We start from the raw sequence: 16,814 nt of genomic DNA on the forward strand, positions 1-16,814 counted from the left end.
ATGCCCGTCCCCCTTGTAATTCGCGAGCCGGCCTCCACCTGCAGGACACAACGGTCGAACGTCGCGTCGTACCCCTACTCGCGTAGCGGCTACTATCGCCGCCCGCAGCAGATAGCAATTTAGGCTAATATGACGCCCGAACGACCCGCGAGCCGCGGCATGCAGCGCTTACGCCTCCCGTCCGGAGAGCGGAGCTACCTGCCACGGCGGCCGGCAGCCTACGGAGGCCGGTACGCCGCAACGCGCAAGCAGGCAGTCCCCGAACCGTAAGAGGTATTGACCCAATGAGCGAACAGATCAAACACATCAGCGACGCATCGTTCGAACAGGACGTCGTCAAGTCCGACAAGCCCGTGCTCGTCGATTTCTGGGCCGAATGGTGCGGCCCGTGCAAGATGATCGCCCCGATCCTCGACGAAGTCGCGAAGGACTACGGCGACAAGCTGCAGATCGCGAAGATCAACGTCGACGACAACCAGGCGACGCCCGCGAAGTTCGGCGTGCGCGGCATCCCGACGCTGATCCTGTTCAAGAACGGCGCGGCCGCCGCGCAGAAGGTCGGCGCGCTGTCGAAGTCGCAGCTCACCGCATTCCTGGACAGCCACCTGTAATACCGGCAGTTCCGCGGACGTGTTGTCAGCCGGCAACACGTCCGTCGTCAAGCCGCCGATCGGCCGCTCAAGCGCGAATCGGCCTATGCTAGAATTAAAAAACGTCTACAAGACGCATTTAAGTCTCTGAGCGCTTCCGCTCGCCCTCCTCCCTTTATTTCTTTCGTCGCTTCTCCTCCCTGGCGGGTTCTCCGTATGCATTTATCCGAGCTCAAGTCTCTGCACGTCTCCGAACTGATCGAAATGGCCAATGGCCTCGAGATCGAAAACGCGAACCGCCTGCGCAAGCAGGAGTTGATGTTCGCCATTCTCAAAAAGCGCGCCAAGACGGGAGAGACGATCTTCGGCGACGGTACGCTCGAAGTGCTGCCGGACGGCTTCGGCTTCCTCCGCTCGCCGGAAATGTCGTACCTCGCGAGCACCGACGACATCTATATCAGCCCGTCGCAGATCCGCCGCTTCAACCTGCACACCGGCGACACCATCGAAGGTGAAGTCCGCACGCCGAAGGACGGCGAGCGCTACTTCGCGCTGGTGAAGGTCGACAAAGTCAACGGGCAGCCGCCCGAGGCCTCGAAACACAAGATCATGTTCGAGAACCTCACGCCGCTGCACCCGAACAAGCCGCTGTCGCTTGAACGCGAAATGCGCGGCGAAGAGAACGTCACGGGCCGCATCATCGACATGATCGCGCCGATCGGCAAGGGCCAGCGCGGCCTGCTCGTCGCGTCGCCGAAGTCGGGCAAGACCGTGATGCTCCAGCACATCGCACACGCGATCAAGCAGAACCACCCGGACGTGATCCTGTTCGTGCTGCTGATCGACGAGCGTCCTGAAGAAGTGACCGAAATGCAGCGCTCGGTCGCCGGCGAAGTGATCGCATCGACGTTCGACGAACCGGCCACGCGCCACGTCCAGGTCGCCGAAATGGTGATCGAGAAGGCCAAGCGCCTCGTCGAAATGAAGCACGACGTCGTGATCCTGCTCGACTCGATCACGCGTCTCGCACGCGCTTACAACACCGTGATCCCGGCTTCGGGCAAGGTGCTGACGGGTGGTGTCGACGCGAATGCACTGCAGCGTCCGAAGCGCTTCTTCGGCGCGGCGCGCAACATCGAGGAAGGCGGTTCGCTGACGATCATCGGCACCGCGCTGATCGAAACCGGCAGCCGCATGGACGACGTGATCTACGAAGAGTTCAAGGGCACCGGCAACATGGAAGTGCACCTCGAGCGCCGTCTCGCCGAAAAGCGCGTGTATCCGTCGATCAACCTGAACAAGTCGGGCACGCGTCGCGAGGAAATGCTGATCAAGCCCGAGATCCTTCAAAAGATCTGGGTGCTGCGCAAGTTCATTCACGACATGGATGAAGTCGAGGCAATGGAATTCCTGCTCGACAAGATCCGCCAGACGAAGAGCAACTCCGAGTTCTTCGACCTGATGCGCCGCGGCGGCTGATCGCCCCCGCTCCGCAACGAACGGCCGCCCGCGCATCTTGCCGGCGGCCGTTTTTCGATCCCAACCTGAACGTGAACGTACAGGTTGATCTATAATCGCGTCATCGCCCCGACCAAATCCCCCGCCTCCCGATGCCGAACGACGCCTCCACCCCGCTGCTGACCGTGAGCGACGCCGCGTCGCGGCTCGGCGTCACGCCGCGCACGCTGAAGTATTACGAAGAGCGCGGGCTCGTCACGCCGTCGCGCAGCGAAGGCCGCTACCGCCTCTACGACGAAGCCGATCTCGAGCGCTTCGCGCGCATCCTGCGGCTGCGCGCGCTCGGCTTCTCGCTGCACGGCATCACCGAAATGCTGAAGCGTCCGCTGGAGGAAACCGGCGACGGACGACGCCGCTACTCGGACGCGTCGCTGCGCGACATCCGCACCGGCCTCGCGGAGCAGATCGGCACGCTCGACCGGCGGATCGCGGCCGTCCAGCGCGAACTGAAGGAAGCCGTCGCGCTGCGCAAGGAGCTGCAGCACGACATCGACTACGTCGAGCGGCGCCTCGCCGGCGAAAACCCCGATGCGCTGATCGCACAACGGCAGGCCGAAGCCGGAACGCGGCGCGCGCGCAAGGATCGCGAATGAGCGCGTTGCCCGGTCGCCCGCCGCTGTGGAGCCGCGCGAACCTGCGCGCGGACCTGTTCCCGTGGGCGCTCGCGCTCGTCACCGGCATCGACTACTTCGACAACGCGGTCTTCTCGTTCTTCGCGAGCTACATCGCGGGCGGCATCAACGCGTCGCCCGACGAACTCGTGTGGTCGTCGAGCGCGTACGCGGTCACGGCCGTGCTCGGCATCCTGCAGCAGCAATGGTGGGTCGACCGGCTCGGGCATCGTCGTTACGTCGCCGGCTGCATGCTGATGTTCTCGTGCGGCGCGATCGCGGCCGCGCTCGCCGATACGTCGCTCGAACTCGCGTTCGCGCGTGGTTTCCAGGGGTATTTCATCGGCCCGATGATGGGCGCATGCCGGATCCTGATCCAGATCAGTTTCAAGCCGCAGGAACGGCCGCCCGCGACGCGCGCGTTCCTGATCATGATCCTGCTCGGCAGCGCGCTCGCGCCGATCGTCGGCGGGCTGCTCGTCGCGCATTCGACGTGGCGCGCGCTGTTCGCGTGCACCGCGCCGGCGGGCATCGCGTTCGCGATCCTCGCGCTGCTCACGCTGCCCGATTCGGGCAGAACCCCCGACGACGAACGCGGCTCCGGACACTTCTGGCCGTATGTCGTGTTCGCGCTCGCGCAAGGTGCGCTGCAGATCGTGCTGCAGCAGGTGCATTACCAGCTCTACAGCGGCTCGCCGATGCTGATCCTGCTGACGATCGCGGGGCTCGGCGCGCTCGCATGGTTCGCGTATCACCAATGGCATCACCCGACGCCGCTCGTGCGGCTGCATGCGTTCCGCGAGCGGACGTTCCAGGTCGGGCTGCTGCTCTACATGTTCTATTACTACGAGACGACGGGTTTCAGTTATCTGACATCGCGGTTTCTCGAAGGCGGGCTCGGTTATCCGGTCGAGAACGCCGGGCGGCTGGTGGGCACGATGTCGCTGATTTCGGCCACGGCGCTGTTCGCGTACCTGCGCTACGCGAAATTCGTCACGCACAAGAAGTGGTTCGTCGTGCCGGGGTTCGCGATCGCGGTCACGGCCGCGCTGTGGATGACGCGGATGACGCCGCAGGTCGGCGAAGCCGCGCTGATCGTCCCGCTGCTGCTGCGCGGCCTGCTGCTGCTCTTCATCGTGCTGCCGGTGGCCAACCTGACGTTCCGGATCTTCGCGATCGACGAATACACGCACGGCTACCGGCTGAAGAACATCGTGCGGCAACTGACGATCTCGTTCGCGACGTCGTCGGTGATCATCGTCGAGCAGCATCGCGTGGCTGTGCACCAGACGCGGCTGGTCGAGCGCGCGAACGTATTCGACCCGCTGTTCCAGCAGACCGTCGACACGCTGACGCGCAGCTATGCGGCGGCCGGCCACGCGCTGAACGAGGCGCACGGCCTCGCGATTGCCGCCATCGCCCGCATGGTCGCGCAACAGGCGTCGTTCCTGGCGTCGCTCGACGGCTTTTACTTCCTGGCGGGCGTGGCGCTCGTCGGCGGTCTCTTCGCAGCATGGCAAAAAGAGATCGATTGAGTTAAAAGACAGAGTTTGGATTTCCGCGAGCCGCCTCCATGCTCTCGAAACTGACCCGCTGGTTCGACGACCGCCGCCGCGACCGCGCGCTGCGCAGCCACCCGATCTCGGACGCGCTGTGGCACGACACCGTCGAGCGCCTGCCGTTCCTCGCCACGCTGCCGCCCGACGCGCTCGGCCGGCTGCGCGAGCTGACGAGCCTGTTCGTCGCGAAGAAATCGTTTTCGACCGCGCACGGGCTCGAACTGACCGACGCGATGATCGTCGCGATCGCGGCGCAGGCCTGCCTGCCGGTGCTGAATCTCGACCTGTCGCTGTACGACGGCTGGGTCGGCGTCGTCGTGTATCCGGGCGAATTCCTGATCCGCAAGACCGTGCAGGACGAAGACGGGGTGGTCCACGAAGTCGAACAGGATGCGAGCGGCGAGGCCTGGGAAGGCGGCCCCGTGATCCTGTCGTGGGAAGACGCGCAGATGACGGACGGCCATGACGCGTACAACGTCGTGATCCACGAGTTCGCGCACAAGATCGACATGGTCAACGGCGCGGCCGATGGCTATCCGCCCCTCTTTCGCCGCTGGCACGCGCCGCATCTCGACGCGCAGGCGTGGGCCGACGTGTTCGAGCATGCGTACGATCAGTTCTGCGCGCGCGTCGACGCGGTGCCGGACCGCGCGTGGGCGCGCTTCGAGCGGGAGTCGCTGATCGATCCGTATGCGGCCGACCACCCGTCGGAATTCTTCGCGGTGTGCAGCGAAGCGCTGTTCGTGCGGCCGAGCGCGTTCGAGTCCGAATTTCCGGAACTGTACCGGTTGCTCGCCCGCTACTATCGGCAGGATCCGGCCGGCACCGGCGCGCTCGACGCACCGTGAAAATTATTCGTCAACCATCTGATTTTCTGGCATAATCGCCGTTTTTCGACCTTAGGCAAGTGGCTCGCGCCGGGCTTGGCGTCGGCTGGAACGCGTAATTCACGTGATCCGGCACGGCAAGCGGCGGGTTGGCTACCGCTCTCACCAAGGAAAGACCATGAAAGAAGGCATCCACCCGAATTACCGCGAAGTCGTCTTCCAAGACATGTCGAACGGCTTCAAGTTCATCACGCGCTCGACGATCCAGACGCGCGAAAACATCGAACTCGACGGCAAGACCTACCCGCTCGCCAAGATCGAAGTGTCGTCGGAATCGCACTCGTTCTACACGGGTCAGCAAAAGATCATGGACACGGCAGGCCGTGTCGAGAAGTTCAAGAACAAGTTCGGCGTTCGCGCCAGCGGCAAGGCGAAGTAAGCTTCGCACCGCATCCGGTGGTTGCAACGCACCGGTATCGCACAAAAGGGCAGCCCAGGCTGCCCTTTTTTGTCTCTGCTCGCCCGGAAACCGCCGGCCGGCGCCCGGGGCATCGACCTGACGCGCAACAGCCGGCGCGTCTACAATGCCGGATGCTCGAAACCGGCTCGGCCGTGCGCGATCGCGCCGGCCGCCTGCCCATAACAAATCGCTCATCTGCATGAAGCCTGTCGTCCGTCTCACCGCCTCCGCCACGCGTGCGCTGCCGCGCTGGCTGCTGCTCACCCTCTGCTTCGTCTACGCAGCGTTCGGCCTGTTCGGCCGCGACCCGTGGAAGAACGAGGACGCGGCGGGCTTCGGCGTGATGTGGACGATGGCCAAGGGCGGCTGGCACGACTGGCTGCTGCCGAACCTCGTCGGCAAGTTCATCACGACCGACGGGCCGCTCGGCTACTGGCTCGGCGCGCTGTCGATCCGCGGCCTCGGCCCGTGGGTCGATGCGAGCAACGCGTCGCGCGTCGATACGGGCGTGCTGTTCTGCGTCGCGTGCGCGTTCGTCTGGTACGCGGCCTACCTGCTCGGCCGGCGCGCCGAGGTCCAGCCGTTCAAGTATGCATTCGGCGGCGAGCCCGAGCCGCGCGACTACGGCCGCACGCTGGCCGACGGCGCGCTGCTGGTCCTCGTCGCCTGCTTCGGCCTCGCGGAACGCGGACACGAAACGACGCCGCAGGTCGCGCAGTTCGCGTGGATCGCGATGCTCGTCTACGGGATCGTGCGCGGCATCGACAAGCCGATGCAGGGCGCGCTGTGGTGGGGCCTCGCGATCGGCCTCGTCGCGCTGTCCGGCAATCCCGTGCTGGTCGTCGCGCTGCTCGCCGGCACGGCCGCGTTGTGGCTCGTCACGCCCGAGATGCGCAACCTGCGCCTGCCGCTGGTCGGCGTGCCGCTCGCGGCCGCGATCTTCGCGCTGTGGCCGCTTGCCGCGTTCGTCGCGGCGCCCGACGACGCCGCATGGTTCTTCAACCAGTGGGTCCACGGCAGCCTGATGCGCTTTTCGGGCCCGCCGACCGCCGTGCTCGCTTATGCCGCGAAAAACCTGCCGCTGTTCACGTGGCCCGCGTGGCCGCTCGCGATCTGGGCGTGGTGGAGCTGGGCCGGCATGCGCCGCCGCGCGCACATCGCGATTCCGCTGTCGGTCGCCGTGCCGCTCGTCGCGCTCGTGATCCTGCAAAGCCAGCAGTCGAACCGCATGTACATGCTGCTGCTGCCGCCGCTCGCGGTACTCGCGACGTTTGCGCTGCCGACCCTCAAGCGCGGCGCGATCAACGCGTTCGACTGGTTCGCGGTGCTGAGCTTTACGATCCTCGGCACCTTCGTATGGCTCGTGTGGCTCGCGTCGCTCACGGGCTTCCCGCATCCGCTCGCGCGCAACCTCGCGCGTCTCGTGCCCGGCTACGAGCCGCATTTCAAGATCCTGTCGTTCATCTGCGCGGTGAGCGTCACGGTGTGCTGGTGCGTGCTCGTGCGCTGGCGCATCTCGCGGCAGCCGAAGGTGCTGTGGCGCAGCGTCGTGCTGTCGGGTGCGGGCACCACGCTGATGTGGGTGCTGCTGATGACGCTGTGGCTGCCGATCGTCAACTACGGCCGGACCTATCGCGACGTCGCGCAGCAGATCGCGGTGCACCTGCCGTCCGACTACGAGTGCATCTCGCCGGTGCGGCTCGGCGATGCGCAGATCGCGACCTTCGCGTATTTCGGCAACATGCATTTCGATTTCTCCGGCGACTGCGACGTGATCCTGCGCCAGGACCGCTCAGACTTCGGCGAGCCGAGCGCGATGTCGCAATACGTGTGGCGTCTCGTGTGGGAAGGCCGCCGCGTCGCCGACCGTGACGAACGCTTCCGCCTGTACGAGCGCATCGAACGGCCGAAGACACCCGTCAAGCGGCGTCCGCCGCGCCGCCAGGCGGCCGATTGACGATGCTCGGCGACATCCGCCGAATCGTCGGTCTCGCGTGGCCGGTGCTGGTGGGCCAGCTCGCGATCATCGCGTTCGGCGTGATCGACACCGCGATGGTCGGCCGCTACTCGGCCACCGATCTGGCCGCGCTCGGGCTCGGCTCGTCGATCTACGTGTCGATCTATATCGGCCTGACGGGCATCCTGTCCGCGCTGCAGCCGATCACCGGGCAACTGTATGGCGCGCGGCGCTATGCCGAGATCGGCGAGGAAGTGCGCCAGGCGTTGTGGCTCGCGCTGCTGCTCGCGGTGCCCGGCTTCCTGCTGCTGCATTTTCCCGAGCCGCTGCTGCACCTCGCGCACACGCCCGCCGCGCTGCACGACCGCACCGTCGACTACCTGCGCATCCTGTCCTACGGGCTGCCCGCCAGCCTCGTATTCCGCATCTACAACGCGCTGACCAACGCGGCCGGTAAACCGCGCCTCGCGATGATCCTGCAGATCGGCGCGCTGCTGCTCAAGTTTCCGCTCAACGTGTGGTTCATCTTCGGCGGGTTCGGCGTGCCGGCGCTCGGCGGCCCCGGCTGCGGGCTCGCCAGTACGCTGATCAACTGGGCGCTCGCGCTGATCGGCTACACGCTGCTCGCGAAACTCGACGTGTTCGCGCCGCTCGCGATCTTCTCGCGCTTCTGCTGGCCCGTCTGGGAACGCCAGAAAGCGATCCTGAAACTCGGCGTGCCGATGGGCCTGTCGTACCTGATCGAGGTCACGTCGTACACGTGCATGGCGCTGTTCATCGCGCAGTTCGGCACGACGACGCTTGCCGGCCACCAGATCGCCGGCAACATCGGCGCGGTGCTGTACATGACGCCGCTGTCGATCGGCGTGGCGGCCTCGACGCTGGTCGCGCGCGCGCTCGGCGCCGGACGCCCCGAAGAAGCACGCTTGCTCGGCCGGCACAGCGTGATGTTCGCGTGCGGCGTCGCCGCCACCTACGGCGTGCTCGTGTTCACGCTGCGCCCGCTGATCGTCAGCGGCTATACGCCGAACCCGGCCGTCGCCGCGGCCGCGATGCCGCTGGTCGCGATCGTCGCGTGCTACCACTGCTTCGATGCGCTGCAGGTCACGTCGGCCTTCGTGCTGCGCGCGTACAAGGTGGCGATCGTGCCGACCGTGATCTATGCGGTCGCGCTGTGGGGCGTCGGGCTCAGCGGCGGCTACGTGCTCGGCTTCGACGTGGGCGGCATCGCCCCCGCGTGGCTGACGGGCGCGCGTGGCTTCTGGTTCGCGAACACGATCAGCCTGATGCTCGCGGGCGCCGGGCTCGTGTTCTACCTGCGCCGCGTGAGTCGCGTGCACGTCGCGGCCGAGGCCTGACGCGGCACGACCTGCCGGCCGACATCGCCGCGCAGCTCGGCGAATGCCCGATCGTCAGCGGATCGGGGGCAGAACGTTTCGAGACGGTTCTCGACATGCCAGGAACAAAACCACGCCCCGCGACACCGTAAAGAATGGTCAAAATCGCCGCCCGGCGTGGCTTTCGGTCTTTACAGCAACGCAAGCCTTCAGCAAGATTCGGTCAGCCTGTCTTAAAAAGGGCACGCATTTGTCCTATGCTTAACGGCGACACTTCGCCGGGTCTCGCCCCGCCGTCCGTTGCAACAGCCATTCATCCGTCAGAACCAGGGAGCCTTTGCCATGCTGAAAAAGCTGCTGATGCTGTTCGTCGCGCTATCGCTGTCGCTTGCCGCCGGCCTTGCCGCGGCCGTCGAAGTCAACACGGCCGACCAGGCCACGCTCGAATCCGTGAAGGGTCTCGGGCCGGTGAAGTCCAAGGCGATCATCGACGAACGCACCAAGAACGGCCCGTTCAAGGACGCCGACGATCTGGCGAACCGCGTGAAGGGCCTCGGCACGAAATCGGTCGGGCATCTCGAGGAAAATGGCCTGACGATCGGCGGCTCGGCGACGCCGCCGAAGGGTGTGAAGCTGTCGAAGCCGGCCGCGACGGCACCGGCCACCACGCCGGCGACGACGTCGGCAGGCACCGCGTCGACGTCCACGACCACGACGGCCGCTACGACGACGGCACCGGCCCCGGCTGCCAGCGCACCGGACGCGGCAACGAAGCCGGCGAAGAGCAAGCGTATGTCGAAGAAGGAAAAGGCGGCGGCTGCCGCGTCGGCGTCCGCGGAAGCGGGTGCAAGCGCACCAGCCGCGGCATCGTCCGCGAAGGCGGCGAAGGGTTCGAAGAAGAAGAGCAAGCAGGACAAGGCAGCCTCCGCCGCCGCGGCGTCGGGCGCCTGATGTGCGCCGCGCGCGCGACGGCGTGCGCGCGGTATTCGTTCAACGGGCGCCGTCGTCACGGCGCCCTTCTCAGTGAAGGTGAAGAACCATGGGTCTCCTCGACATCGTTGGCGGTCTGATCGGCGGCCAGGCAGGCGGCAACTCGCAAAGCGCGCTGATCACCACCGCGCTCGAATTCATCAACAACCAGCCGGGCGGCCTGAACGGCCTGATCGAGAAGTTCAAGGCAGGCGGCGCCGGCGACATCATCGGCTCGTGGGTCGGCAACGGCCAGAACCAGCCGATCTCGCCCGACGCGCTGCAGAACGTGCTCGGCTCCGACGCGATCGGCGCGCTGGCGAGCAAGTTCGGCGTCGATCCGTCGATGGCATCGACCGTCCTCGCGCAGGTGCTGCCGCACGTCGTGAACCATGCGACGCCGGACGGCGCGGTGCCGGCCGACGGCCAGGCGCAGGTCGACCCGTCGAACGTGCTCGGCTCGCTGTCGCAGCTCGCCGGCATGTTCGGCGGCAACAAGCAGGGCTAAAGGGCCAGGCGCGCCGCGCAGCGGCCGCTTCAGCCGCCCCATAAGCAAACACCCCGCCGAGGCGGGGTGTTTGTTTTTGCGCGCCCGGCGCGAACCGGGCGGGCGGCCGATGGCAGGCGATCAGTGAACGACGCGGTCGAACACGAACTTGCCGTCGTTGACGTCGACCGGAATCACGTCCTTCGGACCGAAGCGGCCCGCGAGGATGAGCTTCGCGACCGGGTTCTCGATCTCCTGCTGGATCGCGCGCTTCAGCGGCCGCGCGCCAAACAGCGGATCGTAGCCGACCTTCGCGATCTGCTCGAGCGCCGCTTCCGACACGTCGAGCGCCATGTCGAGCTTCGCGAGCCGCTCGTGCAGGCGCGCCAGCTGGATCTTCGCGATCGACTCGATGTTGCTGCGGTCGAGCGCATGGAACACGACGACGTCGTCGATCCGGTTCAGGAACTCGGGGCGGAAATGCTGCTTCACCTCGAGCCACACGGCGTCCTTGATCTCGTCCTGCGGCGCACCCGTCATCGCCTGGATCACCTGCGAGCCGAGGTTCGACGTCATCACGATCACCGTGTTCTTGAAGTCGACCGTGCGCCCCTGCCCGTCCGTCATGCGGCCGTCGTCGAGCACCTGCAGCAGCACGTTGAACACGTCCGGATGGGCCTTCTCGATCTCGTCGAGCAGGATCACGCTGTACGGCTTGCGGCGCACGGCTTCCGTCAGGTAACCGCCTTCCTCGTAGCCGACATAGCCCGGCGGCGCGCCGATCAGCCGCGCGACGCTGTGCTTCTCCATGAATTCGCTCATGTCGATGCGGATCAGGTGCTCTTCCGAATCGAACAGGAACGACGCCAGCGCCTTGCACAGCTCGGTCTTGCCGACACCCGTCGGGCCGAGGAACAGGAACGAGCCGTACGGACGGTTCGGATCGGCAAGACCCGCGCGCGAACGGCGGATCGCGTCGGCCACCGCGCCGATCGCCTCGTGCTGGCCGACCACGCGCTCGTGCAGCTTTTCCTCGATGTGCAGCAGCTTCTCGCGTTCGCCCTGCATCATCCGCGACACGGGAATCCCCGTCGAACGCGACACGACTTCCGCGATTTCCTCGGCGCCGACCTGCGTGCGCAGCAGGCGCGGACGCGTCGGGTTGTGCTGCTCCTTCTCTTCGGCCTGCGTGACCTGCTTCAGTTGCGCCTCGAGCTGCGGCAACTTGCCGTACTGCAGTTCGGCGACCTTCTCCAGCTTGCCGTCACGCTGCAGCCGCGCGATGTCCGCGCGCACCTTCTCGATCTCTTCCTTCAACTGCGCGCTGCCTTGCACCGCGGCCTTCTCGACGGTCCAGATCTCCTCGAGGTCCGCGTATTCGCGGCCGAGGCGGTCGATCTCTTCCTCGATCAGCTGCAGGCGCTTCTGCGACGCTTCGTCCGGCTCCTTCTTCACGGCTTCGCGCTCGATCTTCAGCTGGATCAGCCGGCGGTCGAGCTTGTCCATCTCTTCGGGCTTCGAATCGATTTCCATCTTGATCTTCGAAGCGGCTTCGTCGATCAGGTCGATCGCCTTGTCGGGCAGGAAACGGTCGGTGATGTAGCGGTGCGACAGCTCGGCCGCGGCGACGATCGCCGGGTCGGTGATGTCGACGCCGTGGTGCAGTTCGTACTTCTCCTGCAGCCCGCGCAGAATCGCGATCGTCGCCTCGACGCTCGGCTCGTCGACCAGCACCTTCTGGAAGCGGCGCTCGAGCGCGGCATCCTTCTCGATGTACTTGCGGTATTCGTCGAGCGTGGTCGCGCCGATGCAGTGCAGCTCGCCGCGCGACAGCGCCGGCTTCAGCATGTTGCCCGCATCCATCGCGCCTTCGGCCTTGCCCGCGCCGACCATCGTGTGGATTTCGTCGATGAAGACGATCGTCTGGCCTTCGTCCTTCGCGATGTCGCTGAGCACGGCCTTCAGGCGCTCCTCGAATTCGCCGCGGTACTTCGCGCCCGCGAGCAGCGCGGCCATGTCGAGCGACAGCACGCGCTTGCCCTTCAGCGTCTCGGGCACTTCGCCGTTGACGATCCGTTGTGCGAGCCCTTCGACGATCGCGGTCTTGCCGACGCCCGGCTCGCCGATCAACACCGGGTTGTTCTTCGTGCGGCGCTGCAGGATCTGGATCGAGCGGCGGATTTCGTCGTCGCGGCCGATCACCGGATCGAGCTTGCCCGCACGGGCACGCTCGGTCAGGTCGACCGTGTATTTCTTGAGCGCCTCGCGCTGGCTTTCCGCGTCCTGGCTATGCACCTGCGAGCCGCCGCGCACCGCGGCGATCGCGGCTTCGAGCGACTTGCGCGTGAGGCCGTGCTGACGCGCGAGCTTGCCGGCTTCGCCCTTGTCGTCGGAGACCGCGAGCAGGAACATCTCGCTCGCGATGAACGTGTCGTTGAGCTTCTGCGCTTCCTTGTCGGCCTGGTTCAGCAGCCCGGCCAGCTCGCGCCCGATCTGGATGTCGCCGCCCGTGCCCGTCACTTGCGGCAGGCGCGAGATGGCTTCGTTCAGCGCGCCTTGCAGCGCCTGGATGTGAACACCCGCGCGCGACATCAGCGAGCGGGCGGAACCGTCCTGCTGCGCGACCAGCGCCGCCAGTACGTGAACGGGTTCGATGTATTGATTGTCGCGGCCTGCCGCGAGGCTTTGCGCGTCCGAGAGTGCTTCCTGGAACTTGGTGGTGAGCTTGTCGATTCTCATTTAGTCGAGACCTCCAATTTTCGATTAACACCAAGATGAGGATGGTTATGCGGCTTTCAAGCGAAATTCGGGTTGATTCAGCGCAAAAATTGCTGGATATCCGTGAAGCGGCCCGGGAGCAGGCCACGGCCGGATCGCGGGACGCGGTGCCCGCGCGTCAGCCGGTCGTCGACGGCGGCTCGACGGCCGCAGCCGCTTCGTCCGGTGCCGGCTCGGCACGCACGAGCGCGAATGGACGGATGCCGAGCAACGCCACGAGCGGCGACGCATCTTCGACCAGCTCGCCGAGCGTGTGACGGTCGAGTTCGGCGAAGAACGCATCGCGTGCGGCCACCAGCACGCCCTTCAGGCGGCACTGCGGCTCGATCACGCAACCGCGCGACTCGCCGTCGTCGGTCGAAAAGCAGCCGACCAGCGCGAAGTCGCTCTCGGTCGCGCGCACGACCTGGCCGACCGTCAGCTGCAGCGATTCCGGGAAGAGCCGCAGCCCGCCATTGCGGCCGCGAACCGTGTCGACCCATCCCAATTCGCCGAGCTGCTGCACGACTTTCATCAGATGGTTCTTCGAGATGCCGTAGGCATCCGAGATCTCCTGGATCGTCGCGAGCCCCTCGCCACGCACGGCAAGGTACAGCATCACGCGCAGCGAATAGTCGGTGTAGTCGGTGAGTCTCATGGGCGAATACGGAAAAGATCGATCATGCCCCGGTCACGTGAACCGGGCCGATCGGGATGCGCGGGGCCGACCGACGGCCCTGTTTCGCAGCCCGGGTTGCCGGGATGGCGCGCGCACATATAAGATGCGTGACATCTGCACGTTTTTCAGGGGGTGTTGGACGCTATTTTGCGTCAAAATCCGGCCGGCGTCCTGTCCGTTTCCCGCGCCACCGCGTTGACGTTGCCCAGCTCTCCCGGCCCTTTTAGCCATGACCGTCATCCCCGCCTTGCCCGATCCCGCCCCGGCCCGCCCTCGCGATGCCGAGCCGACCGAAGACAACATCCGCGCGCTCGTCTACGCGTTCTACGACCGCGTGCGCGCCGATCCGCTGCTCGGGCCCGTGTTCGACGCGAAGCTGGCCGGCCGCTGGGACGACCATCTGCCGAAGATGGTCACGTTCTGGTCGAGCCTCGTGCTCGGCACCAAGGGCTATCGCGGCAACGTGCAGCAGGCGCACCAGCCGCTCGACGGGATCGAACCGGCCCATTTCAGCCGCTGGCTGTCGCTGTTCCTGAAAACCGTCGAGATGCGCTACGCACCGCCCGCGGCGATCCGCTTCATGGAACCCGCGCTGCGGATCGCGCAAAGCCTGCAGTTGAGCCGGTTCGGCTGGGATTATCGGATTCCGCCCGAGCAGCAGGCCCTGCTCGACGCGATCGCGCCGCGCCGCCGCGACACGAGCGACGATCCGCACGCGTTGCCGTCGCGCGCCCGCGGCGAGCCGTTTCCGACGAAGATCATCGGGCGCAGCGCCGATCCGGACGCGTAACGCGCGTCGCGCACCGATTGCGCACCTGCGGCACATGGCCGCAGCGCGCGGACGCCGCGTTCAGCGCGGCGTGTTGCCGGATTCGACGCCCCAGCGCGCGAGCGCGGCATCGTCGGTCGTACGGGCATCGACCCAGCGCTCGCCGTCCGGCGTCGTTTCCTTCTTCCAGAACGGCGCCTCGGTCTTCAGATAGTCCATCACGAACTCGCACGACGCGAACGCGTCGCCGCGGTGCGCAGCGACCGTCGCGACCATCACGATCTGGTCGAGCGGAAGGAGCTTGCCGACGCGATGCACGATCGCGACGTCGATACCCGGCCAGCGCCGGCCGGCCTCGGCCGCGATCTTCTCGAGCGCCTTCTCGGTCATGCCCGGATAGTGTTCGAGCTCCATCGCGGCGACCGAATCGCCTTCGTTCAGGTCGCGCACCGTGCCGACGAAGCACGCGACCGCGCCGATCTTCGGGTTGCGCGCGCGTAATGCCGTCACTTCGGCGTTCAGATCGAAGTCGCTGGCCTGGATTCGTATCGTTGCCATCGCGTGCCCGTCAGCCGCCCGTCACCGGCGGAAAGAACGCGACCTCGCAGCCCTCGGTGAGACGCGTGTCGGGATCGGTCATCTCGTGGTTGCAGGCCATGCGCAACGCGCGCCCTTCGGCGAGCGTCTCGGCCCATGCACCGCCGCGCACGCGCAGCCACGCGCGCACGTCGCCGACGGTCGTCACGCCATCCGGCACGTCGGCCTGCTCGTCGGCCACGCCCAGTGCCTCTCGTACGCTTGCAAAAAATTTCAGTTGAATCTTCATGAGTCGGGAAGCCGTCGCGTTACGACAGCAGTTCGGAAAACGGAATGAAACGCACGGTCTCGCCTGCGCTGATCGCGTGCTGCGGCGGATTGTCGATCAGGCCGTCGCCCCAGACCGTCGACGTCAGCACCGCCGAGCTCTGGTTCGGGAACAGGTCGAGACCACCGGCCGCATTGACGCGCGCGCGCAGGAATTCGTTGCGCCGGTCGCCCTTACCTTGCGAAAAGTCGGCACGCAGCGACAGCGCGCGCGGCGCGACGTCGCGCACGCCGGACAGGCGCAAGAGGAACGGCCGCACGAACAGCAGGAACGTGACGAAGCTCGATACGGGGTTGCCCGGCAGCCCGATGAAATGGGCGGCGGGGCGATCGTCGCCGCGGCGTACCGCGCCGAATGCGAGCGGCTTGCCGGGTTTCATCGCGATCTGCCACAACGCGAGCCGCCCTTCGGCCTCGACGGCCGGCTTCACGTGATCCTCGTCGCCGACCGAGACGCCGCCGCTCGTCAGGATCACGTCGTGATCGCGCGCGGCCTCGCGCAGCGTGTCGCGCGTCGTGGCGAGCGAATCGGGCACGATCCCGTAGTCGGTCACGTGGCAGCCGAGCCGCTCCAGCAGCCCGCGCAGCGTGAAGCGGTTCGAGTTGTAGATCGCGCCGGGCTTCAGCGGCTCGCCCGGCATCGTCAGTTCGTCGCCGGTGAAGAACACCGCGACGCGAAGCCGCCGCGCGACCGGCAGCTGCGCGCAGCCGACCGACGCGGCAAGACCGAGCGCCTGCGGCGTGAGTCGCGTGCCGGCCGGCAGGATCACCGAGCCCTGCCGGATGTCCGCGCCCTGCGCGGTGATCCATTCACCGGCCTTCGGCGTGTGCAGGATCTCGACCGCGTCGCCTTCGGCCGATGCCTGCTCCTGCATCACGACCGCGTCGGCGCCGGGCGGCACCGTCGCGCCGGTGAAGATCCGCGCGGCCGTGCCGGCCGCGAGCGGCACGGCCGGATGGCCGGCCGGAATACGCTGCGACACCGGCAGGCGCCGCGCGCCGTGCAACAGGTCGGCGACGCGCACCGCATAACCGTCCATCGCGCTCGTATGCATCGGCGGCACGTCGAGCGGCGAACTCACATCGGCCGCCAGCACGCGGCCAAGCGCGTCGAGCGTGGCGACGGTTTCGGTACCGGGCAGCGGCTTCGCGGCTTCGAGCAGCGCGGCGAGCGCCTCGGCGGTCGACAGCATCGGCGCGCGCGGCGCCGCGGGATTCGGGTTCGACATCGATGGAAGCGGGGATCGTTGGATTCAATACGTCATTGTAGCGACGCCGTCGCGCGGGCGCGCGATATGGCGGACATGCGGAAACTGTGATCGGCGCGAACGCGGGGTACTGGCACTTGTTTCGCGCGAGGTGCGGCGGGTGTCGAACACGTACGCCACCAAATGGAAACGGCCGGAACCCCGATCCGTTCGACGAATCGG

16 protein-coding genes are annotated in these 16,814 nt (G+C 66.6%); 11 read left to right on the forward strand and 5 right to left on the reverse strand.

All coding sequences use genetic code 11. The features are described from left to right. Positions 1-284 precede the first annotated feature (284 nt). The 10 genes from trxA (at position 285) to H3H55_RS10165 (ending at position 10,336) form a co-directional block, all read left to right on the forward strand. The gene (gene trxA / locus H3H55_RS10120; protein WP_006402348.1) at positions 285-611 is read left to right on the forward strand and encodes a thioredoxin TrxA; all 327 of its coding nucleotides are present in this window, start codon (positions 285-287) and stop codon (positions 609-611) included. Positions 612-806: 195 nt separating this feature from the next. Next, a complete protein-coding gene (gene rho / locus H3H55_RS10125) occupies positions 807-2,069 on the forward strand; it encodes a transcription termination factor Rho (RefSeq protein WP_006478662.1) in 1,263 nt (420 codons plus the stop codon). A gap of 131 nt (positions 2,070-2,200) precedes the next feature. Continuing rightward, positions 2,201-2,701, forward strand: a complete 501-nt coding sequence (locus tag H3H55_RS10130) for a MerR family transcriptional regulator (protein WP_129512287.1) — start codon at positions 2,201-2,203, stop codon at positions 2,699-2,701. Continuing rightward, complete coding sequence (locus H3H55_RS10135; RefSeq protein ID WP_193098514.1) at positions 2,698-4,254, forward strand: MFS transporter; 1,557 nt, start codon at positions 2,698-2,700, stop codon at positions 4,252-4,254. The genes H3H55_RS10130 and H3H55_RS10135 overlap by 4 nt, the downstream gene beginning before the upstream one ends. A 38-nt stretch (positions 4,255-4,292) precedes the next feature. Beyond that, positions 4,293-5,126 carry a zinc-dependent peptidase gene (locus tag H3H55_RS10140; RefSeq protein ID WP_193098515.1) on the forward strand — a complete coding sequence of 278 codons (834 nt, stop codon included), beginning with the start codon at positions 4,293-4,295 and terminating at the stop codon, positions 5,124-5,126. Between the two features lie 157 nt (positions 5,127-5,283). Beyond that, positions 5,284-5,544: a type B 50S ribosomal protein L31 gene (locus H3H55_RS10145; protein WP_006753671.1), complete on the forward strand. Its 261-nt coding sequence runs from the start codon at positions 5,284-5,286 to the stop codon at positions 5,542-5,544. A 145-nt stretch (positions 5,545-5,689) separates the two neighbouring features. After that, a complete protein-coding gene (locus H3H55_RS10150; RefSeq protein ID WP_193098516.1) occupies positions 5,690-7,522 on the forward strand; it encodes an ArnT family glycosyltransferase in 1,833 nt (610 codons plus the stop codon). Positions 7,523-7,524: 2 nt separating this feature from the next. Next, positions 7,525-8,880, forward strand: coding sequence for an MATE family efflux transporter (locus H3H55_RS10155; protein ID WP_193098517.1), 1,356 nt, complete (start codon positions 7,525-7,527; stop codon positions 8,878-8,880). Positions 8,881-9,201: 321 nt separating this feature from the next. Next, positions 9,202-9,810, forward strand: a complete 609-nt coding sequence (locus tag H3H55_RS10160) for a ComEA family DNA-binding protein (protein WP_193098518.1) — start codon at positions 9,202-9,204, stop codon at positions 9,808-9,810. An 88-nt stretch (positions 9,811-9,898) separates the two neighbouring features. After that, positions 9,899-10,336 (forward strand): YidB family protein, encoded by a 438-nt coding sequence (locus H3H55_RS10165; protein ID WP_048246875.1) that lies wholly within the window; start codon positions 9,899-9,901, stop codon positions 10,334-10,336. Positions 10,337-10,456: 120 nt separating this feature from the next. Here H3H55_RS10165 and clpB read toward each other — a convergent pair whose 3' ends face one another. Both clpB and H3H55_RS10175 read right to left on the reverse strand, forming a co-directional pair. Beyond that, positions 10,457-13,054: an ATP-dependent chaperone ClpB gene (clpB, locus tag H3H55_RS10170; protein ID WP_193098519.1), complete on the reverse strand. Its 2,598-nt coding sequence runs from the start codon at positions 13,052-13,054 to the stop codon at positions 10,457-10,459. Positions 13,055-13,211: 157 nt separating this feature from the next. After that, on the reverse strand, positions 13,212-13,730 hold the full coding sequence (locus tag H3H55_RS10175; protein ID WP_193098520.1) for an Rrf2 family transcriptional regulator: 519 nt from the start codon (positions 13,728-13,730) through the stop codon (positions 13,212-13,214). 250 nt (positions 13,731-13,980) lie between these two features. Here H3H55_RS10175 and H3H55_RS10180 point away from each other — a divergent pair, with 250 nt between their 5' ends. Continuing rightward, positions 13,981-14,541, forward strand: coding sequence for a group III truncated hemoglobin (locus H3H55_RS10180; protein ID WP_193098521.1), 561 nt, complete (start codon positions 13,981-13,983; stop codon positions 14,539-14,541). Between the two features lie 60 nt (positions 14,542-14,601). Here the strand turns inward: H3H55_RS10180 and moaE are convergent, their stop codons facing one another. The 3 genes from moaE to glp are packed head-to-tail and all read right to left on the reverse strand — an operon-like array spanning position 14,602 to position 16,613. Continuing rightward, complete coding sequence (moaE, locus tag H3H55_RS10185; protein WP_193098522.1) at positions 14,602-15,078, reverse strand: molybdopterin synthase catalytic subunit MoaE; 477 nt, start codon at positions 15,076-15,078, stop codon at positions 14,602-14,604. Between the two features lie 10 nt (positions 15,079-15,088). Beyond that, complete coding sequence (gene moaD, locus H3H55_RS10190; RefSeq protein WP_031403202.1) at positions 15,089-15,346, reverse strand: molybdopterin converting factor subunit 1; 258 nt, start codon at positions 15,344-15,346, stop codon at positions 15,089-15,091. Between the two features lie 19 nt (positions 15,347-15,365). Then, complete coding sequence (gene glp, locus H3H55_RS10195) at positions 15,366-16,613, reverse strand: gephyrin-like molybdotransferase Glp (protein ID WP_129512297.1); 1,248 nt, start codon at positions 16,611-16,613, stop codon at positions 15,366-15,368. Positions 16,614-16,814: the final 201 nt, after the last annotated feature.

The sequence above is a fragment of the Burkholderia sp. Z1 genome, assembly GCF_014893795.1.
Taxonomy (GTDB): Bacteria; Pseudomonadota; Gammaproteobacteria; order Burkholderiales; family Burkholderiaceae; genus Burkholderia; species Burkholderia theae.